General features: G+C 40.2%; 21 protein-coding genes. 16 read left to right on the top strand and 5 right to left on the bottom strand.

The genetic code is table 11. The annotated features are described in order from the left end of the window. Positions 1–89: 89 nt before the first annotated feature. Both lon and ACED20_RS08715 read left to right on the top strand, forming a co-directional pair. Entirely contained in the window at positions 90–2,495 is a 2,406-nt protein-coding gene (gene lon, locus ACED20_RS08720) for an endopeptidase La (RefSeq protein WP_378104204.1), read from the top strand. Between the two features lie 220 nt (positions 2,496–2,715). Next, positions 2,716–3,828, top strand: a complete 1,113-nt coding sequence (locus ACED20_RS08715) for an AI-2E family transporter (protein ID WP_294307611.1) — start codon at positions 2,716–2,718, stop codon at positions 3,826–3,828. Positions 3,829–4,428: 600 nt separating this feature from the next. Here the strand turns inward: ACED20_RS08715 and ACED20_RS08710 are convergent. After that, positions 4,429–5,787 carry an acyl-CoA dehydrogenase family protein gene (locus ACED20_RS08710; protein ID WP_294220804.1) on the bottom strand — a complete coding sequence of 453 codons (1,359 nt, stop codon included), beginning with the start codon at positions 5,785–5,787 and terminating at the stop codon, positions 4,429–4,431. Positions 5,788–5,991: 204 nt separating this feature from the next. Between ACED20_RS08710 and ACED20_RS08705 the strand changes: the two genes are divergently transcribed. Continuing rightward, a complete protein-coding gene (locus ACED20_RS08705) occupies positions 5,992–6,897 on the top strand; it encodes a DUF4349 domain-containing protein (protein WP_378104203.1) in 906 nt (301 codons plus the stop codon). A gap of 168 nt (positions 6,898–7,065) precedes the next feature. On the opposite strand, the gene ACED20_RS08700 is transcribed toward ACED20_RS08705, so the two are convergent. After that, entirely contained in the window at positions 7,066–8,502 is a 1,437-nt protein-coding gene (locus tag ACED20_RS08700; RefSeq protein ID WP_378104201.1) for a glycoside hydrolase family 125 protein, read from the bottom strand. Between the two features lie 411 nt (positions 8,503–8,913). On the opposite strand from ACED20_RS08700, the gene ACED20_RS08695 reads away from it, so the two are divergent. The 10 genes from ACED20_RS08695 to ACED20_RS08650 all read left to right on the top strand — a co-directional run bounded on the left by ACED20_RS08695 (position 8,914) and on the right by ACED20_RS08650 (position 17,011). After that, positions 8,914–9,471: a hypothetical protein gene (locus ACED20_RS08695; protein ID WP_378104200.1), complete on the top strand. Its 558-nt coding sequence runs from the start codon at positions 8,914–8,916 to the stop codon at positions 9,469–9,471. 125 nt (positions 9,472–9,596) lie between these two features. After that, positions 9,597–11,237, top strand: a complete 1,641-nt coding sequence (gene pgi / locus ACED20_RS08690) for a glucose-6-phosphate isomerase (RefSeq protein ID WP_378104198.1) — start codon at positions 9,597–9,599, stop codon at positions 11,235–11,237. A gap of 40 nt (positions 11,238–11,277) precedes the next feature. Further along, complete coding sequence (locus tag ACED20_RS08685) at positions 11,278–11,496, top strand: DUF2683 family protein (protein WP_378104197.1); 219 nt, start codon at positions 11,278–11,280, stop codon at positions 11,494–11,496. Next, positions 11,486–11,776: a type II toxin-antitoxin system RelE/ParE family toxin gene (locus tag ACED20_RS08680; RefSeq protein ID WP_378104196.1), complete on the top strand. Its 291-nt coding sequence runs from the start codon at positions 11,486–11,488 to the stop codon at positions 11,774–11,776. Before ACED20_RS08685 ends, ACED20_RS08680 begins: the two co-directional genes overlap by 11 nt. Before the next feature lie 31 nt (positions 11,777–11,807). Further along, entirely contained in the window at positions 11,808–12,692 is an 885-nt protein-coding gene (locus ACED20_RS08675) for a bifunctional 5,10-methylenetetrahydrofolate dehydrogenase/5,10-methenyltetrahydrofolate cyclohydrolase (RefSeq protein ID WP_378104195.1), read from the top strand. Between the two features lie 7 nt (positions 12,693–12,699). Next, positions 12,700–13,329: a 7-carboxy-7-deazaguanine synthase QueE gene (locus tag ACED20_RS08670; RefSeq protein ID WP_294220791.1), complete on the top strand. Its 630-nt coding sequence runs from the start codon at positions 12,700–12,702 to the stop codon at positions 13,327–13,329. Positions 13,330–13,372: 43 nt separating this feature from the next. Next, the gene (locus ACED20_RS08665) at positions 13,373–14,743 is read left to right on the top strand and encodes an exopolysaccharide biosynthesis polyprenyl glycosylphosphotransferase (RefSeq protein WP_378104194.1); all 1,371 of its coding nucleotides are present in this window, start codon (positions 13,373–13,375) and stop codon (positions 14,741–14,743) included. A 105-nt stretch (positions 14,744–14,848) separates the two neighbouring features. Continuing rightward, positions 14,849–15,601 carry an ABC transporter permease gene (locus ACED20_RS08660; RefSeq protein WP_294203419.1) on the top strand — a complete coding sequence of 251 codons (753 nt, stop codon included), beginning with the start codon at positions 14,849–14,851 and terminating at the stop codon, positions 15,599–15,601. Next, positions 15,601–16,416: an ABC transporter ATP-binding protein gene (locus ACED20_RS08655; protein WP_294203418.1), complete on the top strand. Its 816-nt coding sequence runs from the start codon at positions 15,601–15,603 to the stop codon at positions 16,414–16,416. Before ACED20_RS08660 ends, ACED20_RS08655 begins: the two co-directional genes overlap by 1 nt. Continuing rightward, complete coding sequence (locus tag ACED20_RS08650) at positions 16,400–17,011, top strand: outer membrane beta-barrel protein (protein ID WP_378104192.1); 612 nt, start codon at positions 16,400–16,402, stop codon at positions 17,009–17,011. The genes ACED20_RS08655 and ACED20_RS08650 overlap by 17 nt, the downstream gene beginning before the upstream one ends. 36 nt (positions 17,012–17,047) lie before the next feature. On the opposite strand, the gene ACED20_RS08645 is transcribed toward ACED20_RS08650, so the two are convergent. Together ACED20_RS08645 and ACED20_RS08640 are read right to left on the bottom strand one after the other, a co-directional pair. Next, complete coding sequence (locus ACED20_RS08645) at positions 17,048–17,374, bottom strand: hypothetical protein (RefSeq protein WP_294203416.1); 327 nt, start codon at positions 17,372–17,374, stop codon at positions 17,048–17,050. Positions 17,375–17,456: 82 nt separating this feature from the next. Further along, entirely contained in the window at positions 17,457–18,263 is an 807-nt protein-coding gene (locus tag ACED20_RS08640; RefSeq protein WP_294203415.1) for a M48 family metallopeptidase, read from the bottom strand. A gap of 112 nt (positions 18,264–18,375) precedes the next feature. Here ACED20_RS08640 and ACED20_RS08635 point away from each other — a divergent pair, with 112 nt between their 5' ends. Then, the gene (locus tag ACED20_RS08635) at positions 18,376–18,933 is read left to right on the top strand and encodes a DUF4251 domain-containing protein (protein ID WP_294292362.1); all 558 of its coding nucleotides are present in this window, start codon (positions 18,376–18,378) and stop codon (positions 18,931–18,933) included. Here ACED20_RS08635 and meaB read toward each other — a convergent pair whose 3' ends face one another. Beyond that, positions 18,934–19,917, bottom strand: a complete 984-nt coding sequence (gene meaB, locus ACED20_RS08630; RefSeq protein WP_378104190.1) for a methylmalonyl Co-A mutase-associated GTPase MeaB — start codon at positions 19,915–19,917, stop codon at positions 18,934–18,936. It lies immediately after the preceding gene. A gap of 423 nt (positions 19,918–20,340) precedes the next feature. Here meaB and ACED20_RS08625 point away from each other — a divergent pair, with 423 nt between their 5' ends. Together ACED20_RS08625 and ACED20_RS08620 are read left to right on the top strand one after the other, a co-directional pair. Continuing rightward, positions 20,341–20,631, top strand: coding sequence for a cytochrome C (locus ACED20_RS08625; protein ID WP_294203412.1), 291 nt, complete (start codon positions 20,341–20,343; stop codon positions 20,629–20,631). A gap of 20 nt (positions 20,632–20,651) precedes the next feature. Then, complete coding sequence (locus ACED20_RS08620) at positions 20,652–20,942, top strand: cytochrome C (RefSeq protein ID WP_294220774.1); 291 nt, start codon at positions 20,652–20,654, stop codon at positions 20,940–20,942. Positions 20,943–21,081: the final 139 nt, after the last annotated feature.

The following is a 21,081-nucleotide window of genomic DNA, read 5'->3' as shown; positions in this document are numbered from 1 at the left end:
ACGCAATATGTGGTCTCTTTTCAAAACATATTGTGTAATTTCACGTTAACGAATTAAAACGACAATGACAATTTGTCATTCGATGTACTATGACAGAATTTGAAGATATTAGTTTAGAAGAAATGATAAGCGACGGATTTGATATTGTAGCCCAGGAAATCACCCTTGACGACCTTGCGGAAACGGAAAAAAATTCCGAGCAAAAGATATTCCCGATCCTTCCCGTTAGAAATATGGTGATGTTCCCGAATGTTGTAATTCCCATTACGGCAGGAAGAAAAACATCCATCCAACTCCTTGAGGAAGCCCAACAAAACGGTGACTTTATTGGAATTGTAAGCCAGAAAAATTCTGAACTTGAGCAGCCTACTGAAAAAGATATTTTCCAGGTGGGTACTCTTGCTAAAATCATAAAGATTATTAAGCTTCCGGAAGGAAATATTACAGCCATCACCAAAGGATTCTACCGGTTTAAGGTAAAAAAGATCGTAGAAACCCAGCCGTATTTTAAAGCTGAAATCTCAAAGCTGAAAGACTCCAGACCCAAAAATATAGAAGAATATGAGGCTTTGCTGGAAAATGTAAAAGACCTTGCCTTAAAGATTATCGAGCTTGATCCCAATATTCCGAATGCGGCCAATTTCGCTATAAAAAACATCAACAACAATGATGACCTGCTGAATTTTATCTGCACCAATGCTAATTTCCCATCTTCGGACAAGCAGAAGCTGCTGGAAGAAAAAAACCTGATGGAAAGGGCCAACAAGTGCTATGAAATGATGCATGAAGATTTCAGGAAGCTGGAACTGAGAAATCAGATTCACCAGAAAACGTCAAAAGATTTGGACAAACAGCAGCGTGAATATTTCCTGAATCAGCAGATCCGTACCATCCAGGAAGAGCTTGGCGGGGGACCTGAAGGTGATGTGGAAGATCTGATTAAAAAAGGACAAGGTAAGAAATGGAGCAACGAAGTAGAGGAACATTTCCAAAAGGAAATCAACAGGTTACAACGTCAAAACCCAAACTCACCGGATTATAATGTGCAGCGAAATTACCTGGATTTCTTTACGGATCTTCCTTGGGAAACATATACGAAAGATGTTTTTGATATTGCCAAAGCAGAGAAAATTTTAGATAAAGCCCACTTCGGTCTGGAAGATATCAAGAAGAGAATCTTGGAACACATGGCTGTTTTAAAGCTTAAAAACAACATGAAGTCCCCAATCCTTCTTTTGGTAGGGCCTCCGGGCGTTGGAAAGACGTCTTTAGGAAAATCCATTGCCGATGCACTGGGAAGAAAATACGTAAGGCTTTCTCTCGGCGGACTTCATGACGAAAGCGAGATCCGCGGCCACCGGAAAACCTATATTGGAGCCATGGCCGGAAGAATCCTGCAATCAATTAAAAAATCCGGAACTTCCAATCCGGTCATCGTTCTGGATGAAATCGATAAGATCGGACAAGGACTGCACGGAGACCCAAGCTCTGCCTTGTTAGAAGTACTTGATCCTGAGCAAAATAAATCATTCTATGATAACTTCCTGGAGATGGGCTATGACCTTTCCAAAGTAATGTTCATTGCAACAGCGAATTCGTTGTCAACTATTCAGACGCCACTTTTGGACAGAACCGAGATCATTCAGATTGCAGGCTATACCTTAGAGGAGAAAATCGAGATTGCAAAAAGGCATTTAATTAAAAAACAGCAGGAAGAAAACGGGCTTACAGCAAGATCTTTCAAGCTTGGATATGACGAATTAAAGCATATTATCGAAGCCCATACTTCGGAAAGCGGTGTTCGTTCACTGGAAAAAAGGATTGCCGGGATTGCCCGTTGGGTAGCTCTTCAGACCGCTTTGGTAAAAGAATATAACCCTAAGATTTCCGTAGAAAAAATTGATGAAATCTTAGGCGTACCAAGACCGAAAAGCTTATCCGAGATTACCGGAGTTCCGGGAGTGGTAACCGGACTTGCCTGGACCAGCGTCGGTGGTGATATTTTATTCATCGAAAGCATCCTGAGCAACGGAAAAGGGAATCTTACGATGACCGGGAATCTGGGAACCGTGATGAAAGAATCGGCAATGATCGCCCTGGAATATATTAAAGCAAAGCATGACGAGCTGGGAATTTCCCAGGATGATATTGAAAAGAAGAACATTCACGTTCACGTTCCGGAAGGTGCTACTCCGAAGGATGGGCCTTCTGCAGGAATTGCCATGTTAACATCCATGGTTTCTTCCTATAAAAACAAAAAGGTAAAACCTCATCTTGCTATGACGGGTGAGATTACTTTAAGAGGAAAAGTGCTTCCGGTAGGCGGAATCAAGGAAAAGCTTCTTGCCGGAACAAGAGCCGGAATCAAAGATGTCATTTTATGTGAAGCCAACAGAAAAGATGTGGAGGAAATCAAAAAGGATTATCTGAAAAATCTGCATGTTCATTATGTAAACAGAATGGAAGAGGTTATTGATATTGCTATTGAAAAATAATTTTGTACCATCTAATAAATACAAAGACACGTCTCATAATTTTTTGGGACGTGTCTTTATTTATATCCCATGTTATATATTATTAGTTATCAAAAATATTTTTTTGTGGTATTCGCTGTGGCACAGAATTTTCTAATGCCATCAAAAGAATTCAGGTCAAACTTACAGAAGCCCTTATCATTCAAAGGGTTTTATTATTTTTACAAAACAGATTAAAATCATGAATATATTACGGCTTCCTTTTCTTGTAAAACTCACCCTTGTTATTATCTGCATCATCGGCTTAGGCTATCTTCTGGCCTTAGGAGAAAGTATTCTGGCTCCGTTTTTCCTGGCCTTTCTGATGGCAATGCTTTTCCTTCCGATTGCCAACTTCCTGGAAAGAAGACTTCGGTTTAAAAGGAGTTTATCAACAATCGCATCTTTAATGCTTATGCTTATTGTTTTAATAGGATTGATTTATTTCTTTGGCTCACAGCTTTCGGATTTCAGCAAAGATATTCCCCATCTGAAAAACCAGTTTACCACCGTGGCAACAGATCTGCAGCACTGGGTCTCCAAAACATTTCATGTGAAGATTGACCAGCAGCTGACGTATATCGATCAGGGACTCAACAAACTCCTCTCTTCCACCGGGGTTATCTTAGGTTTTACCTTCGGAATATTTTCTTCCGGGCTGGGCTTCGTGGTCTTTTTTATCCTGTTCTTTATTTTTATTCTGAATTACCGCAGAGTCCTGAACAATTTTATCATCACCGTTTTTAATGAAAAACACAAAGCCCGGGTTCTTGAAATTGTTCGTGAAGTACGGATCATGACCAAAAAATACATCACCGGTCTTTGTCTTCAGATACTGATCGTTTCTACGCTCACCTCTATTCTATTGACTGTTTTAGGGGTAAAATATGCCATCCTGCTCGGCGTCTTAACAGGCTTGCTAAATGTAATTCCTTACCTGGGAATCTGCATCAGCCTTTTGATTTCCTGCTTTATCGCGTTTGCTACAGCCACCCCATCCACTTGCATCTATGTGGCTTTAGGATATATCGTTGTACATATTATTGATGGGAATATTGTCCTGCCTTTTGTCGTAGGTTCCAAAGTAAAGATAAATGCCCTGTTTTCCTTTCTCGGTATCATTATCGGCGAACATCTTTGGGGAATTGCCGGTATGTTCCTGTGCATTCCGGCAATCGCCATTATTAAAATTATTTTCGAAAGAGTGGAAGGATTACAGCCGTGGGGAAAACTGCTAGGTGAGGAAGAACACCCCGACCGGAAGAAGAAAAGCTACAAGATTTCGAAAAATATTACTTTGAAGGAAATGGATTAGAGAAGTGAATGGTCAATGTTCAATTCGCTTTGCTGGTCAACTTTTAATAATTGAGAATATTTAAATAACGCGAAACCCGAAGTGAAAGGCTGGAAGATAGAAACCGGATGCTGGAAGTTTCTATTGTCAACGTTACAATCAAAGGTATCAATTTAATGGCTTGTATATAATAATAGAAACACTATTTGAATTCCAATACCTTTATTTAATAAGTGATGGAAAATAAATTTAATACGGCCGAATTCACGCCAAATAAAGAAGCCTTCAATTGGATTTGAAGGCTTTGATTTTGTAATGCACACAGTGGCTGTAATCCGTTCGGACAAACCTGGTCACAAGGAATATACGTCTGACTGCCTGGACAATATCCCACCGGCTCTCCCGGGCTCCCAGGTCCGCTGAGCCCTCCCGGACAAGGATCGCCTGCAGGAATTTTACAGGACAACCTTCTGGACCGATCTCACAGACCTATTTCACTCCGCCTCCTTTAATTTCATTTAGATCATTACGATTCAATTTCTTAAGATTTTTCAACATAATATTTAGTTTTAATTGCTGCAGAACAAATATAAAAAGTGAATTCACTATTGATCATTCACCTCACACAAACGCACTGAACCCGGTAATCGATCTTCCGACAATTAAAGAATTGATCTCTTTTGTCCCTTCATAGGAATAAATCGCTTCTGCATCGGCGACGAATCTGGCGACATCATATTCCAGCAGAATTCCGTTTCCGCCCATAACTTCCCGTGCCCTGGAAACAACGTCCCGCGTTCTCATGGTACAGAAAACTTTAGCCAACGAAGCATGTTCATCTTTTAAAATCCCTTCATCCTGCATTTCCGAAAGTCTGAACACCATCGTTTGCATGGCGGTAAGATTCGACAGCATTTCCACCAGGTGGCCCTGGATCATCTGGAAAGAAGCGATCGGCTTTCCGAACTGTTCACGTTTGCGCGTATAATCCAAAGCACTTTCATAGGCTCCTCTTGCGCAGCCTGTAGCCATCCATGCCACTCCGGCCCGGGTCATCTGCAGAACTTTCGCAGTATCTTTAAAAGAATTGGCATTCTGCAATCTGTTTTCTTCGGTTACGATACAATCTTTCAGGGTAATGAGGCCGTTTTGAACAATTCTTAAGGCCATTTTCCCTTTTATCTTCTCCACGGAATATCCCGGATTATCTTTTTCCACAATAAAACCTTTCACTTCCCCGTCATCCAGGTCTCTCGCCCAGATAATAATAACATCGGCAAACGTGGCATTTCCGATCCATTTTTTCTGTCCGTTAAGGATCCATCCATCCGGTGTTTTTTTGCAGGTTACCGTCAATCCGCCCGCTGCTCCGGAGCCAACTTCCGGTTCTGTTAATCCGAAAGCTCCGATCTTCTCAAACTGCTGCATCTGAGGAAGCCATTTTTGTTTCTGCTCTTCCGAACCGCAGATATAGATGGAACCCATAGACAAACCGGACTGTACACCAAAGAATGTCGCTATAGAGGCATCAATCCGCGCCATTTCCATTGCGATAACACCTTCCATCAGGAAAGGCATTCCCGGACAGCCGTAGCCTTCATAAGTAACTCCACAGATATTAAGTTTCTGAAATTTCGGAATCAGTTCGTGGGGAAATTCATCTCTCAACCAGTAATGGTTCACCAAAGGCTTGACTTCTTTTTCCATGAAATCCCTGACTTTCAGCTGCACTTCACGATGTTCTGGACTCAGCGTGTGGGAAACATCATAAAAATCACCGTCAATCGGCGGAAGTTCTTTCTTTTTCCGGTTCGGATCCAGCATTTTCATCATTCCGTTGAGCTGCTTATCGTCCAGTTTTGAGAAATTTTCCATCAGCTTCGGAAGATTTACTTTTTGGGAGATCGCACTTAACTGATCAAAATCAATGGATCTGAATAATTCTATGGCGTTTCTGATTTTAGAAAAGGTGTCAGACATAATAATGGTTGTGTTTGATTTGTAAAAGATAAGCAAAAATTACTCCGAAAGCAAGGCTTTGTGACTAGCATTATTTTACAAAAAACTGATTGTCAAAATTTTAAATCAGAATATTTCTTTACAGAATTTTTACCTGAAATTTTCAAACGTTACAAATGATTCCGTATGAACTTTGGAGTAAGCAAAACATAAAAAAATCAACTTATGAAAACGACGTACATCAGATTATCACTGGCAGGAGCCCTTTTATTGGGAATCTGTTCATGTAAAAAAGGGGAAACTACGGCAGATTACGAAGCGGCCGCCTCTAAAGATTCCGCAATGGCTGTTTCAGACAGCATTTCTTCGGTTGCGAACATGAAAGTAAAAGACAAGCAATTCATTAAAACAGCAGATATCAATATGGAAGTGAAGGATGTATACGACGCTACAATTTCTATTGAAAAATCGGTTCAGGAGCTTGGAGGTTTTGTTACACACAGCGACTTGAAGAGCAATATTGTTTCCGAAAACACCTACAATACTTCGGATGAAGAAGCCGTACTCGTTAAAAAATACCAGTCGGAAAACACCATGCAGGTAAGAGTTCCTACAGCCAGGCTCGGCGAATTGCTGACTTTGGTGAACAATAAAAAACTCTTCCTCAATTCCAGAACCATCAACGCGGAAGATGTCACATCAGGAATAAAATACGCTGAAATGGAAGGAAAGAGGATCAAAAAGACCGGTGAAAATATTGATAAGCTGAAGACCAATAAAGATAAAGTGAATATGAGCGACCGGAATATGGCGGAAGACAATCTCCAGCAGATGGCCAATATGGATGTAACGGACCAGCTGAAATACAGCACGGTCGACATTTACATCAAAGAACCTAAAGTAAGAATCGCCACCATAGCCGTTACCAACACCGAAAGCATCGACGATAAATATACATTTGATTTTCTTTACAGCCTGAAATCAGCTTTTGTAGAAGGTTTTTATTTAATTCAGAAAATCATCGTAGGAATGGTTGCTATCTGGCCGTTTATTGTGACCGGAACCGTTATTATCTATTTTGTAAGGAGAAGAAAACCCGCTAAAAAGCAGCAGCAAGCTACAGAAATATAGGCAATCCTAACCTTCGGTTATTTATATATAAGTACTTGAAATAATTTAATAATACGTTTTTAAATTTTAAAATTCTGAATGTAAAGCCAATAGCAAAAATCTAATTGCTGTCAGCTGCTTATTTTAAGTTTTACAAGAGAACCTCCGGCAGACCGGAGGTTTCTACAATTAGAATCTCTGGTTTAAAATTTCCGGTTTTGTTTGATGGAGATGGAGCATCAGTTCGCCAAAAAGCGTATTCGCCCAGGCAAACCAGGACCGTGTAAAATCTTTGGGATTGTCTACGTCAAAAGATTCATGAATAAAGCCTGTTCCTGCGTGGGTGGCCTTCAGCATTTTTAAACACGAAACGATTTCACGATCATCATCGGTGGTTAAAGCCTGCATAATCAGGCCCAGCGGCCAGATTTTATGTTCCCCGATATGCGGGCCGCCGATTCCTTTGGCAAATTTCCCTTCGCTGTACCAGGGATTGGCTTTGCTTAAAGAAAACTTCCGGGTATTTTGATAAATTACATCTTCTTTTGACCGGTATCCCAAATATGGGATGGATAATAAATTAGGGACGTTGGCATCATCCATAAACAATCCGTTTCCAAAGCCGTCGATCTCCAAAGCATAAATTTTACCGGCTTCCGGATGGTTAAAGACAGCATATTTCTGAATGGCTGCATCTACTTCCTGCGCCAAACTTCTAAATTGGGCAGCCGTATTTTCATTATGGAGAACTTCTGAAAAGATCTCAGCCGTTTCCTGCAGAGAAACGACTGCAAACATATTGGAAGAGATCAAAAAGGGATAAAAAGTGGCATCGTCAGAAGGCCTGAACATCGAATGAATCAGCCCGATTTTCTTGGTCGGATTACCATAACCGCTCGCAAACTGGGTATCCAGCGGGTTGCCGTTAGAACGCTGAAATTTATACGGTCCTTTTGAATCCTTCCGCTGCTGTTCCCTGAAAGTCTGAAGGATCAGGAGCATGGCCTGTTTCCAGTCTGCATCAAAAATAGAAGCATCATCCGTTGTCTTCCAATAATTGTAAGATAAACGCATCACATAGCACAAAGAATCTACCTCCCATTTCCGCTCATGAATTCCGGGTTTCATCTCCGTGAGGTCATTTTTCCATTCACTGATTTTTGAAGCATCATCAAAAAATGCGTTGGCATACGGATCCAGGAGAACACATTCCACCTGTTTATTGATGACTCCTTTCAGCATATTTTTAAGCTTTTTGTCCTCATTTGCCAATCCAAGGTACGGATATACCTGCGCGGAGGAATCACGGAGCCACATCGCATCGATATCTCCCGTGATGACATACGTAAAAGGCTTCCCGTGTTTCTCATAAAATTTCACCGTGGTATCAAGTGTATTGGGAAAGCAGTTTTCAAACATCCACGCCAGTTCTTCGTCGGCAATGGATTTTTTTACTGTTCTGATTGTTTTTTCAACAGCCTCGGAAGTGAATTTTCTTTCGTTCAGCTTTGGTCGTTTTGAAACGTAATCATTTCCCCATAAAAACTGTACGGGAACCGGCAGGCTCATAAAACCTAGACCTAATGATGATTTTTTAATAAATTCGCGTCTGTTAAATTTGGCCATCGATGAAAAATTTAATTTTAAAAATAATAATTCTTAAGGACATCTGTTCATTCTGCCGCTAAATCATTTTGAAAACTAAAAGCTATTCAATAAATTTTAAAAAAACTGTTATCTAACAAAAAACTATAACTAATAATTATTTCATTTCTGACTGTATCTGCTTTATTCTTTTCACAGGCTCAAATAAAAGTTTTAGATGAGGAAACCCAAAAGCCCGTTCCTTATGCAAAACTTATTTTACAGGGCAAAAACTATTATATAAATACCGAAGAAAGTGGTACAGCCACTTTAGGACGAGAAGAAGAAATATCAGAAATTCAATCTTATGGATATGAAAACTTAAAGCTTGACAAAAACCGGAATACTTACTTTTTAAAGCCGGAATATTTTGAAATTGACGAAGTTCAGATTATGCGGCCTAAGTTATCAAAAACATTTACAATAGGAAAAAAAGCTAAAGAAGGCACTTTCTTCGGTGTTAATAATAGCATCTGGATGGTCGGTAAAGAATTCAGAAATATCATTTCTGCTGAACTATTATTTATCAAATCCCTGAGTTTTTATTCAATGCTCAACGCAAAAAAGTCGGCGACAATAAAAGTCAATATATACTATGATGAAAACGGTGTACCGGGTGACCTGTACAAATCGGTTATCGTTACCTGCTTCAAAAAGAAAAAACTTACAAAATACATTTTTTCCAAGCCATTTCTTTTTCCTAAAGAAGGAATTATTGTAGCATTTGAGTGGATATTAAATCATGAAAATTCATATCAAAAAGTAATGACTTTAAATGGAGAGCAGAAAGAAATCAAAGCACACGATCCGCTGGTCGGTTCAGTTACGGAATCCCCTAAAAATATAATCATTGGCAATTTTTCCGGTGAGAATTGGCAATTCATAAACGGGTCACAGAATCCAGGCAAAGGGATCGGAAATGTCGGAATTGAGTTGGAACTCACCAATTGATTTTTAATCATCCATTAACATCTTTGGCGTAAAATTCCGTAAATTTGCAGATCAATAATTTTGCGGAAGGATTCAACATTCAACAATTCTGAACCTGAAGCCTTAACACCTTAATTTCTAAAGATATGCTATCGAAAATAAACCCTACGCACACGAACAGCTGGAAAGCGCTTGATGAACAGTTTGCTAATAACGACTTCGAACTGAGAAGCCTTTTTGAATATAACCCCAATCGTTTTAACGAATTTTCAATCAAAAGAAACAACTTTTTGTTTGATTATTCTAAAAACCTGATGGATTCAAAAACAAAAAACCTCCTGCTGAACCTTGCGGAAGAATGTGAGCTTAAGGAAGCTATTTCCAAAATGTTTTCGGGTGACAAGATCAATGAAACGGAAGGAAGAGCGGTGCTTCATACGGCATTGAGGGATTTTTCCGATAAGAAAATTCTGGTAGACGGGGAAAACATAAAACCTCAGATCAAAAGGGTTTTGGATCACATGAAATCTTTTTCTGAAAGCATTATATCAGGATCCCATAAAGGTTTCAGCGGAAAAGAAATTACGGATGTTGTGAACATCGGGATCGGAGGTTCGGACTTAGGTCCGGTGATGGTTGTTTCGGCTTTAAAACATTTTAAAACAAGATTAAACGTTCATTTTGTTTCCAATGTGGACGGAAATCACATGGCGGAAACCGTAAAAAATTTAAATCCTGAAACTACTTTGTTTATCATCGCTTCCAAAACCTTTACGACCCAGGAAACGATGACCAACGCCCATTCGGCAAGAGACTGGTTTTTAAAAGCCGGAACTCAGGAAGATGTGGCAAAACATTTTGTGGCTTTATCAACAAACGTACAGGCGGTGAAGGATTTCGGAATCGCAGAGGAAAACATCTTTGAATTCTGGGACTGGGTTGGCGGAAGATACTCATTGTGGAGCGCGATCGGTTTAAGCATCGTTCTTTCAGTAGGTTATGAAAATTTCGAGCAGCTGTTAAGAGGGGCCTATGATACCGACCAGCATTTCCAGACGGCAGATTTTTCAGAGAATATTCCTGTATTAATGGGACTGATCGGAATCTGGTACCGTAATTTTTACGCAGCAACTACCCATGCTATTCTTCCCTACTCTCAGTATTTAGACCGTTTCCCGGCTTATTTCCAGCAAGGAGATATGGAAAGCAACGGTAAATGTGTAGACCGCAACGGTGAATTTGTAGATTACGAAACCGGACCGATCATTTGGGGAGAACCGGGTACCAACGGACAGCATGCTTTCTATCAGCTGATCCACCAGGGAACAGAATTGATTCCTGCCGATTTTATTGCCTATGCCAAGAGCCCGAATAAAGTTTCCGACCACCAGGATAAATTGCTGGCTAATTTCTTTGCTCAAACCGAAGCGCTTGCCTTTGGAAAAACCGAGGAAGAAGTGGAAGCAGAATTAAAAGCTTCAGGAAAATCCGATGAGGAGATCGAATTCCTGCTTAATTATAAAGTCTTCCACGGAAACACGCCTACCAACTCCTTTTTATTCAATGAATTAACTCCTTTTTCACTAGGACAGCTGATTGCATTGTATGAGCATAAGATTTTCGTTCAGGGGGTAATCTGGAACATTTTCAGTTTCGACCAGTTCGGGGTAGAATTAGGAAAGGTTTTAGCCAATAAAATCCTGCCGGAACTTGAAAGCAGTGAGACAGTTACTTCTCATGACACTTCAACCAACGGACTGATCAATTATTATAAAGCAAATAAATAAGTAGTGCGGATTTTCATTAATTTTGATTAAAATAAAACAAATGAGTACCATAACAATACATCTTAAAGACAAAGAAGAAGAAACTTTTATGGAAAATCTTTTGAAAAAAATGAAGATCCGTTTTGAAAAGCAAGAGGATGATTTTGAATTGACGGATGAAATGATCGAAGCAATTGAAACGGCCTTGAAACAGGACAGATCTCAATATGTAGATGGAAAGGAATCATTAAAAAGAATCAGAGAAAAATATGGACTTTGATTTCAGGTTTTCATCTTTTGCTGAGAAAAACATCGAAGAAGCAACAGATTATTATGCCCATATTTCAGTAAAGGTTCTGAAAAACTTTAATAAAGAGTTGGACTTTTCTATTAAAAGAATTATTATCAATTCTTATTTTCAGAAAAGATTTAAATCTGTAAGGGCTTTCCCTGTAAAGAAATTTCCTTATATCATTTTCTACGAAGTAAGCGAAGAAGAAAAAATGATTTACATTATTTCCGTTTTCTGCACCCATCAGAATCCGGAAAAATATCCTTAAAATCTAATAAATAAAGTAAATAAAAGTAAAAATGGCAGAAATTCTTGACGGATTAAAAACATCCAAAGAAATAAAACAGGAAATTAAGGCTGAGGTTGAAAAAATCGTTGCCGGAAAGAGAAGAGCCCCGCATTTGGTAGCCATTCTGGTCGGGAACAATGGTGCCAGCAAGGCCTATGTAAATTCCAAAGTGAAAGACTGTGAGGAAGTAGGGTTCCAGTCGAGCCTTATAAAATTTCCAAGCACGGTTTCCGAATCCGAACTATTGGAAAAAATCGACGAACTGAATAAATCGAAAGCAGTGGACGGATTTATCGTTCAGCTGCCTTTGCCGGACCAGATCGATCAGGAAAAAATCATCAACGCCATCGATCCTAGAAAAGATGTAGACGGTTTCCACCCGGAAAATTTCGGAAGAATGGCATTGGAAATGGATACTTTCCTGCCTGCAACACCATTTGGGATTTTAACATTGCTGGAAAGATACAATATTGAAACAAAAGGAAAAGACTGCGTCATTATCGGGAGAAGCAAAATCGTAGGAAGACCGATGAGCATCCTCATGGGAAGAAAAGATTTCCCCGGGAACTCTACCGTTACTTTGACACATTCGTATACAAAAGACATCGAAAAATATACGAAGAAAGCAGACATTGTGATTACTGCCCTGGGCGATCCTCATTTCCTGAAAGGGGATATGATTAAAGAAGGAGCGGTAATCGTAGATGTAGGTATCACAAGAGTGGACAACGACTCTCCAAAGGGTTATTACCTGGCCGGTGACGTAGACTTCGACAGCTGCGCCGCAAAAGCAAGCTGGATCACGCCGGTACCGGGAGGAGTCGGGCCCATGACAAGAGCAATGCTGATGAAAAATACCATCATTGCATACAAAACTTCGGTCTATAACGACTAAATTTAAAATGAAAATAGAAGAAGATATTTTATTAAAAGAAGGTAAAATGCTCCCGGTGATGGAGCATTTTTACACTCTTCAGGGAGAAGGAGCGCACACCGGAAAAGCAGCCTATTTTATTAGATTGGGCGGCTGCGATGTCGGGTGCCATTGGTGTGATGTAAAAGAGAGCTGGGATCCGACCCTGCATCCGCTGATGAATGCGGAAGAAATTGCTGAAACGGCGGCCAGACACTGCAAGACTATCGTTCTAACAGGCGGCGAGCCTTTAATGTGGAATCTTGATATTCTAACCTCTCGGTTAAAAGCATTGGGCTGTACCATTCATATTGAAACTTCCGGAGCTTATCCGATGAGCGGACAGATCGACTGGATTACGCTGTCCCCTAAAAAAACGGGACTTCCGAAAGAGGAAATCTATGCAGAAGCCCATGAGCTTAAAGTGATTGTTTTCAACAACAACGATTTTAAATTTGCCCAGGAGCAGGCCGCTAAAGTGTCGGAAAACTGTACGCTGTACCTTCAGAGCGAATGGAGCAAAAGAGATGAAATGTATCCGAAGATTACGGATTTTATTCTGGAACATCCGGAATGGAGGGCATCCGTTCAGACCCATAAATATCTGAATATCCCGTAAAAAATATGTAAATTAGCCCCTGTTGTATCCGAAATACTGATAGATGCAGAGAATCCGATATTCCAGATACCTGAAATCGATCATCGTTTTGCTTGACCTTCTGGTTATTGCATCTATTTTCATATTCTTTTTTCTCAGCAGAAATCAGAACTTAAAGTATAATCAGGAAACCTGGTACCAGAATTTATTTTCCCTCGCTTTACTGTTTTTGTTCTGGATGCTGCTCAGCGGCAGAACAAAGATCTATAATATTCCGAGGAATCTTACCTACACCCTATTTCTGGAGCGGCTGCTTGCCCATTTCTTATTGTTTATCTTAGGACTGTTGCTGCTTGGAAAAGTCAGTTATAATGTATTTTTCAATTCCGACATTTACTGGCTCTCATTTTATCTGTTTTTCTTTGTTTGTCTGGCTAAATCCATGATCTATTTCGGGATTAAATACATCCGGAGCTTAGGAATCAACCACCGGAACGTTATGTTCCTGAATGAAAACAGTTCGACGGAAGTATTAAAAAATATACTGAAAGAAAGAAAAGATTACGGATACAAGATTTTTGAATATCAGAAAAGAGAAATACAACCTGATCAACTGGTAGAATTCTGGAAGAGCAACGGAATCCATACCTTATTTATTCCTGTAGAAAACAATTACGACGAACATCAGGAAAAAGAGATATTCAGGTTGGCAGAATCCAACAAAGTGCACATTTCCCTGATTCCCAGTATTACCCAGAATAATTTCTTCTTATATGACATGGGATACATTCAGACCCAACCGGTTCTGAATCAGGCAAAATACCCGTTGGATCAGTATTCTAATTTTCTGCTGAAAAGAACATTTGATATTGTGTTTTCCGTAATCGTGCTGGTGGGAATCTGTTCGTGGCTGTTCCCGGTTATTGCCATTCTCATCAGGGCATGTTCAAAAGGCCCGGTCTTTTTCATTCAGGAAAGATATGGCTTTCATGAAGAGGTATTCCGCTGCATTAAATTCCGCACCATGGTAATGAATGACGAATCGTCTGTAAAGACTACTTCGGAAAACGATTCCCGGATTACCCGCATCGGAAAAATTTTAAGAAAGACAAGCCTTGACGAAATGCCGCAGTTTCTGAACGTCCTGAAAGGTGAAATGTCGGTGGTAGGTCCCCGCCCGCATATGCTCGTGGTGGATGATTATTATAAGCCCAAAATCGGACGCTATAGCCTAAGGAGCATGGTAAGCCCGGGAATTACAGGACTGGCGCAGGTGAACGGACTACGCGGCGATGCGGGGGATATGAAAATGGAAATGAACAAACGGGTACTGGCCGATGCATTTTATGTAAGAAACTGGAGCTTTGTACTGGATGTTGTAATCATCCTGAAAACCATTTTGTTGGTAGTAACCGGAGATAAAAATGCAAAATAGCTTTTTTGGTCTACATTATGATATACTACATTTTAATAATAAAGCAAAGCCCGGGTCTTATCTTTGGCTTTAATTAATTCAATAAAAAAAGTCTAATTTAGCAGAATGTTAAAAAAGTTTTTTACAGCTATCGGAGAATACATCCTTCTTCTAGGCAAATCCATCCAGAAACCTCAGAAAATGAAGGTATTTTGGAAGCTGTTCATGCGAGAAATCAATGATTTGGGAGTCAACTCGTTCGGATTGGTGATCTTTACGTCTATATTCGTAGGAGCGGTTGTCGCCATCCAGATGTTTAACAATTTTGATGCTTCTTCATTCCCTATCCCGCCATCGTTCGTAGGATATGCTACGAAGGCCGTTCTGGTACTGGAATTCTCCCCTACCATCATCAGCCTTATCCTGGCAGGAAAAGTAGGTTCCTATATCGCATCCAGCATCGGTACGATGAGGGTTTCCGAACAGATTGATGCGTTGGACATCATGGGGGTAAATTCTCCCAACTTCCTTATTTTCCCAAAAATCATTGCCTGTGTCATCTTTAATCCTTTGCTTATCGCCATCAGTATTGTATTCGGGATCGGAGGTGGTTATATTGCCGGAATTTTAACAGGAAACTGGACCACTAATGATTATATCACCGGTATCCAGATGTATATGCCAAATCTTTTTATTTATTATGCCTTTACGAAAACGATTGCTTTTGCCTTTATTATCGCAACTGTTCCTTCCTATTTCGGATATAATGTAAAAGGGGGTTCCCTGGAAGTAGGTAGAGCCAGTACGCAGGCGGTAGTTTGGACGATGGTTTTCATTATCCTTTCGGAATTGTTATTAACCCAACTAATTTTAAGCTGATGATTGAGGTAAAAGATCTTAAAAAAAGTTTTGATAATGTGGAAGTATTGAAAGGAATTTCCACCACTTTCGATAAAGGAAAGGTAAATTTAATCATCGGGCAGAGCGGATCCGGAAAAACGGTTTTCCTGAAAAGCTTATTGAATGTATACCAGCCGACTTCGGGGGAAATCCTGTTCGATGGTAAAGATATTAACGTTATGAGCCGTGAAGAGAAACAGCACCTCCGGTCTGAAATCGGAACGGTATTCCAGGGAAGTGCCTTATTTGATTCGCTTACCGTAGAGGAAAATATTATGTTCCCGCTGGATATGTTTACGAACCTGACATTCAGGGAAAAGAAAAGACGGGTTTTCGAAGTGATCGGAAGGGTACATCTAGACAAAGCCAATAAAAAATTCCCCTCGGAGATTTCCGGAGGGATGCAGAAACGGGTGGCAATTGCCAGGGCTATTGTAAACAACCCAAAATACCTTTTCTGTGACGAGCCCAACTCCGGGCTGGACCCGTACACCTCCAACGTAATTGACGACCTGCTCCTTGAGATCACCCAGGAATATAATACCACCACCATTATCAATACCCATGATATGAACTCGGTAATGACCATTGGTGAAAAGATCGTTTACCTCAGATTAGGTCTTAAAGAATGGGAAGGAAATAAAGACGTCCTGATCACAGCAGGCAATAAAAACCTGATCGATTTCGTTTATTCTTCGGAGCTGTTTAAGCAGCTTAGAGAATATATGCTTGAAAATAATAAGACTATGGATAATACCATCACAAAAATAGACGACAATGAAAAAGGCAATTAGTATAGCATTAATAGGATTTTCAGCCTTCGCTTCCGCCCAGGTTTCCCTGGCTGCAAAAGCTAACCTTATTTTCCCGACGGCATCTCCCTCATGGCAGAGCATCAAAGGAACGGTAAACCAAGCCATTCAGGGTGAAGGTATAAACAATGTGGGCTTTAACATAGGATTATCTCTTAAGGCCAATCTTCCTGCATCATTTTTCCTGATGCCTGAATTGTACTATACAAATTTTAAGAATGAATTCACTACGGAAAATACGACCTTCGATGTTAAAAGCAGCCGCATTGATCTTCCGGTTTTAGTGGGTCATAAAGTGTTGGGCGATCTGCTAGGTGTTTATATTGGGCCGGTGGCAAGTTATAATTTAGCCAAAGAAGATACGTACAACGACTTTCAGGAAAACGCAAAAAACAATTTTACCGTAGGCTACCAGTTTGGGGCACAGCTTGAAATTAAAAAATTTCTGGTAAATGCAAAATACGAAGGGGCATTCAGCAAAGACTCCAGAGACTTCATCAACAAAGTTTCAGGTACGGAAATCCGATATGACAACAGGCCTAACCTCTTTATGGTAGGTGTCGGATATAAATTTTAATCAGCTAAAATAAACTTATAAAAAATCCTCAGATCATTAGATTTGAGGATTTTGATTTTGGTACGTTTTCTGTTGCCGGAGTTCAGCTTCACGTCTTGCAATTTCTGCTGCCTGCTTCTCCAGCTCTTCTTTCTCTTTCTGTAACTGAAGATATTCTTTTCTCTTCTGTTCGGCTTTTATAGCGCTTCCTTTACTTACATAGCCTACCATTCCACCTATAATAAGGCCAATACCGATTCCTCCCAGGATTCCCATAATATGAGGCATTCCTAAATCGTTAATAGTAAAATTATTTGCCGTAAGGTAAAATAGAAGGATAGAAACAGCTAAAAGCACAAGGCCTATAATGGTTAAATTTTTCATAGTGTTGTGTTTGATTTGGAATTAAAAAGCCTCATTAAATATTGTACAATTTCAATAAGGCCTTTGTTTTTAAATTAATAAATTATATTTTTCCGCCTGCAGCCCTGTAATATTCAAGTGCTTTAGGAAGATCTTTATTGATATCTGCAATTCGGGTCTGCGGATTCGGGTGCGTTGACAGAAATTCCGGTTGCCTTGCGCCGTTGGATGCAGCCTCCATTCTACTCCAGAAAGGAATGGCTTCTCTTGGATCATATCCAGCCATTGACATTAAGTATAATCCCATTTCATCCGCTTCAGATTCCTGGTTCCTTCCGTATTTCAATAATGCTACCTGAGAACCGATAGGATATACCTGCTGGAAAACACTCGCCCACTGTGCGTTAGAAATGGACCCTCCAAGGATCTGCCCTCCATACTGCGCAACCATAGCCTGAGAAATCCTTTCATTTCCGTGTCCTGCCAGAGCATGGGATACTTCATGACCCATTACAACAGCCAATCCGCTATCATTTTTTGTGATCGGTAAAATCCCGGTATAAACAGCGACTTTACCGCCCGGCATACACCATGCATTCAGTTCATTGCTCTGAATAAGATTGAATTCCCAGTTGTAATTGGCAAGATCTGCAGAACGGCCGATCTGCTGATAATATCTTTCGGCAGCAGACTTTATTCTTGAGCCAACGCTCACCACTCTTTTTGCGTCTGCCGTTCCTTTAATCACTTTAGATTTCCCTAAAGTAGTCCTGTATTCCTGAGCCGCCATTGTTGCAATTTCCGAATTATTGGCCAGCTGTAAAGAAGATCTTCCAGTAATAGGGTTCGTTGTACATGCTGCTACCGACAGAGCCATAGCTCCAATTCCAAAAATGTGTTTTATTTTCATAATTTCGAGTGTATTAGTTCAACCTTTACAATTTTTATTCCAAAATAATTTCCGATCTGTATATTTGCATACATTTTGCTATTTTAGAGGTGCTAATTAATTATTTTAAATTATGAAAAGGTATATTTCAATTATATGCATCTTAAGTTTCCTGATGCTTTTCCAAGGCTGTTCGGCACAAGCAGGAAAAGGGGATTCTCAGGCCGTGGCCGCCCTTGTGAATTCCGGAAATTTTTCTTTCCGTGCGGAAAGGGCGACTCCTACCAATTATGACGTGATCAACGTAATGAATTCTCTTCCCAATACCACCTCTACCCGAATTCTGGATCTTTCGGGGAGCAATTATTCCATCGATGTAAGAAAAGACAAACTGGATGTGGCCCTTCCTTACTTCGGGCGGGTTTTTAACCCTACCTATGGAAACACCCGTGAGGCCGGTTACCGGTTTACGACAAAAGATTTTACAGTAAGCCAGTCTGCAGGGAGAAAGGGAAAGACTATTGTAAAAATTAAGGTTAATGATCAGAGTACCGTGGACGAGATTACGATTGAGGTATTTAAAAACGGCAGAGCATTTACTTCCATCAGAAGCAACGACCGCCAGCCAATTTCCTATGACGGATACATCACTAAAAATGAGGAACCTAAGGAGAAACCTCAACCTGAATAATCAATTTTCAGATAAGAATTTTTCAACAAATATTTTTGCTTCGGTACTGGGATTTGAAACCATGGCCGAAGCATTTTTTTTATGCTGAATGTAAGCTTCTTCTATGGAATTGTTCTTCTTCATCATTGACAGAAGATATTCCTGCACCCAGTACTCAAACCGCTTTTCTGCCTGATGGATCCGAACTTCCTCAAATCGGGAAGTTTTCTTTTTAAGGCTGATAAAATCATTAATCTTTTCAAAAACACCATCAAGGCCCTCATTACTCAACGCCGATCCCAATAATACCGAAACTTTCCAGTCTTTTTCTTTTGGCGGAATAAAATCCAGGGCACGTTTCAGTTCAAGCCTTGTATTTTTTGCTTTCCGTAGATTTTCGGCATCTACTTTATTGATGAAGATCACGTCCACCATTTCCATAATGCCGCGTTTGATGCCCTGAAGTTCGTCGCCACCACCGATAATTTTTAAAAACAAAAAAACATCGGTAATATCGGCTACCAGCACTTCAGACTGTCCCACCCCAACGGTTTCAATTAAAATATAATCGTAACCTGCCGCTTCGCAGATCATCATCGTTTCAAAAGTCGTATTCGCCACACCTCCCAGAAATCCTGAGCTTGGGGAAGGCCGGATAAAGGCATTTTCTTCTTTTGCAAGCTCTTCCATCCGGGTTTTATCGCCCAGGATACTGCCTTTGTTGATGGCTGAACTTGGATCAATTGCAAGAACCGCGACTTTCTTTCCATTGGCGATTGCCAGCCTCCCGAAATTTTCTATAAACGTTGATTTTCCCGCACCCGGAACACCCGTCACACCTACCCTCACGGAATTTCCGGTATAAGGCATAATCCGTTTCAACAGTTCTTCTGCCTGCAACCGGTGTTCGGATTTCTTACTTTCCACCAAGGTAATGGCTTTCCCGATCAGGCGTTTGTTGCCCGACCGTATTCCTTCGATCAGCTCTTCTGTAGAAAATTTCATTGTTTCAAAAATAAGGATTAAAGTGTGAACGGTCAAGAAACAATTTGTTTCATCTTTGAATTTCTGTTTTCAAGGCATTGAAATACACCATTAACGACAATCCACAAGGAACGTTTTTTGTCAATTGTGAATTTCTTCGAGTCAATGGTCAATTTTTTCCATGACTGTAAATTCTCCTGCGAAGCAAAATTCAACCACAGCGAGAAATTCACCATTTATACTTTGTGAATTGTGAATTTCTATTGGTCATCGGTCAATTTCTACAGCTTTAAATTCACTTGCGGAGCAAAATTGACTTGCAAAGCAAAATTCACCATCCACCCTTCCTTTCCCTTTCTAATTTGTATTTCTTCTAAATTAAGCCTCTCTACATCAATGGCAGAGGGAATTTGCTACATTTGTTTCAATCAAAATTGTTTAGACATGAAAAAAATCATTGCTGTAGCTTCATTCACCGCGCTTTTACTGGCATCGTGTACTCCTAAAGCTTCTACGGCAACTACACCGGTAGCTTCCAAATCTACGGCAGAACAGATCGCACAAGGAAAAAGCATCTTCGAAAATTCATGTGGAAGATGTCATAAACTGCCGGATCCCACTTCCCATACAGCCGTACAATGGGTCGGCATTATGAACTGGATGGCTCCGAAAGCAAAGCTTACCGATGAACAGCATCAGTGGGTATACGATTATATTGTGTCTGTGAAAAAATAATTCACTTAAAAAATATCATTATGAAAAAACTGATTTTTGGAATGGCCGCAGTTTCTGCACTCACAGCAGTATCGTGCGGACCGAAAAGCGTGGCGGTAACCGGACCGAAGTACACTTCATCCGAACAGCTGGCACAAGGAAAAAGCATTTTTGAAAACTCATGCAACCGATGCCACAAGTTGCCTGATCCTGCAAAACATGACGACCAGGGATGGATCAATACCCTGAGCAGAATGGCACCCAAAGCAAAATTAACTGACGAACAGCATCAGATGGTTTATGATTATCTGATTTCCGTAAATAAAAAATAGGCTTTCTTCAAAGCCTATTTTTATTGTATTTCCGTCAAGGAAATTTATGTCAACGGATAACGGGAATACGAAAATGAATATGCAAAGCTAATTCATAATTCATAATTCACTTTCACCCAAGCTGTTTTATTCACTTATG

The sequence above is a fragment of the Chryseobacterium sp. sg2396 genome (assembly GCF_042610505.1).
Lineage (GTDB): Bacteria > Bacteroidota > Bacteroidia > Flavobacteriales > Weeksellaceae > Chryseobacterium.
Note: the sequence above shows the minus strand (reverse complement) of the source record. Positions and strands in the feature narration are given on the sequence as shown.

Coding starts and splice junctions, on each gene's coding strand:
- ACED20_RS08670 (WP_294220791.1), top strand. CDS start 12,700: ATGAAAATAGAAGAAGATATTTTATTAAAAGAAGGTAAAATGCTCCCG.
- lon (WP_378104204.1), top strand. CDS start 90: ATGACAGAATTTGAAGATATTAGTTTAGAAGAAATGATAAGCGACGGA.
- ACED20_RS08665 (WP_378104194.1), top strand. CDS start 13,373: ATGCAGAGAATCCGATATTCCAGATACCTGAAATCGATCATCGTTTTG.
- ACED20_RS08715 (WP_294307611.1), top strand. CDS start 2,716: ATGAATATATTACGGCTTCCTTTTCTTGTAAAACTCACCCTTGTTATT.
- meaB (WP_378104190.1), bottom strand. CDS start 19,917: ATGAAATTTTCTACAGAAGAGCTGATCGAAGGAATACGGTCGGGCAAC.
- ACED20_RS08705 (WP_378104203.1), top strand. CDS start 5,992: ATGAAAACGACGTACATCAGATTATCACTGGCAGGAGCCCTTTTATTG.
- ACED20_RS08700 (WP_378104201.1), bottom strand. CDS start 8,502: ATGGCCAAATTTAACAGACGCGAATTTATTAAAAAATCATCATTAGGT.
- ACED20_RS08685 (WP_378104197.1), top strand. CDS start 11,278: ATGAGTACCATAACAATACATCTTAAAGACAAAGAAGAAGAAACTTTT.
- ACED20_RS08645 (WP_294203416.1), bottom strand. CDS start 17,374: ATGAAAAATTTAACCATTATAGGCCTTGTGCTTTTAGCTGTTTCTATC.
- ACED20_RS08635 (WP_294292362.1), top strand. CDS start 18,376: ATGAAAAGGTATATTTCAATTATATGCATCTTAAGTTTCCTGATGCTT.
- ACED20_RS08620 (WP_294220774.1), top strand. CDS start 20,652: ATGAAAAAACTGATTTTTGGAATGGCCGCAGTTTCTGCACTCACAGCA.
- ACED20_RS08625 (WP_294203412.1), top strand. CDS start 20,341: ATGAAAAAAATCATTGCTGTAGCTTCATTCACCGCGCTTTTACTGGCA.
- ACED20_RS08650 (WP_378104192.1), top strand. CDS start 16,400: ATGAAAAAGGCAATTAGTATAGCATTAATAGGATTTTCAGCCTTCGCT.
- ACED20_RS08660 (WP_294203419.1), top strand. CDS start 14,849: ATGTTAAAAAAGTTTTTTACAGCTATCGGAGAATACATCCTTCTTCTA.
- pgi (WP_378104198.1), top strand. CDS start 9,597: ATGCTATCGAAAATAAACCCTACGCACACGAACAGCTGGAAAGCGCTT.
- ACED20_RS08680 (WP_378104196.1), top strand. CDS start 11,486: ATGGACTTTGATTTCAGGTTTTCATCTTTTGCTGAGAAAAACATCGAA.
- ACED20_RS08675 (WP_378104195.1), top strand. CDS start 11,808: ATGGCAGAAATTCTTGACGGATTAAAAACATCCAAAGAAATAAAACAG.
- ACED20_RS08710 (WP_294220804.1), bottom strand. CDS start 5,787: ATGTCTGACACCTTTTCTAAAATCAGAAACGCCATAGAATTATTCAGA.
- ACED20_RS08695 (WP_378104200.1), top strand. CDS start 8,914: ATGCGGCCTAAGTTATCAAAAACATTTACAATAGGAAAAAAAGCTAAA.
- ACED20_RS08655 (WP_294203418.1), top strand. CDS start 15,601: ATGATTGAGGTAAAAGATCTTAAAAAAAGTTTTGATAATGTGGAAGTA.
- ACED20_RS08640 (WP_294203415.1), bottom strand. CDS start 18,263: ATGAAAATAAAACACATTTTTGGAATTGGAGCTATGGCTCTGTCGGTA.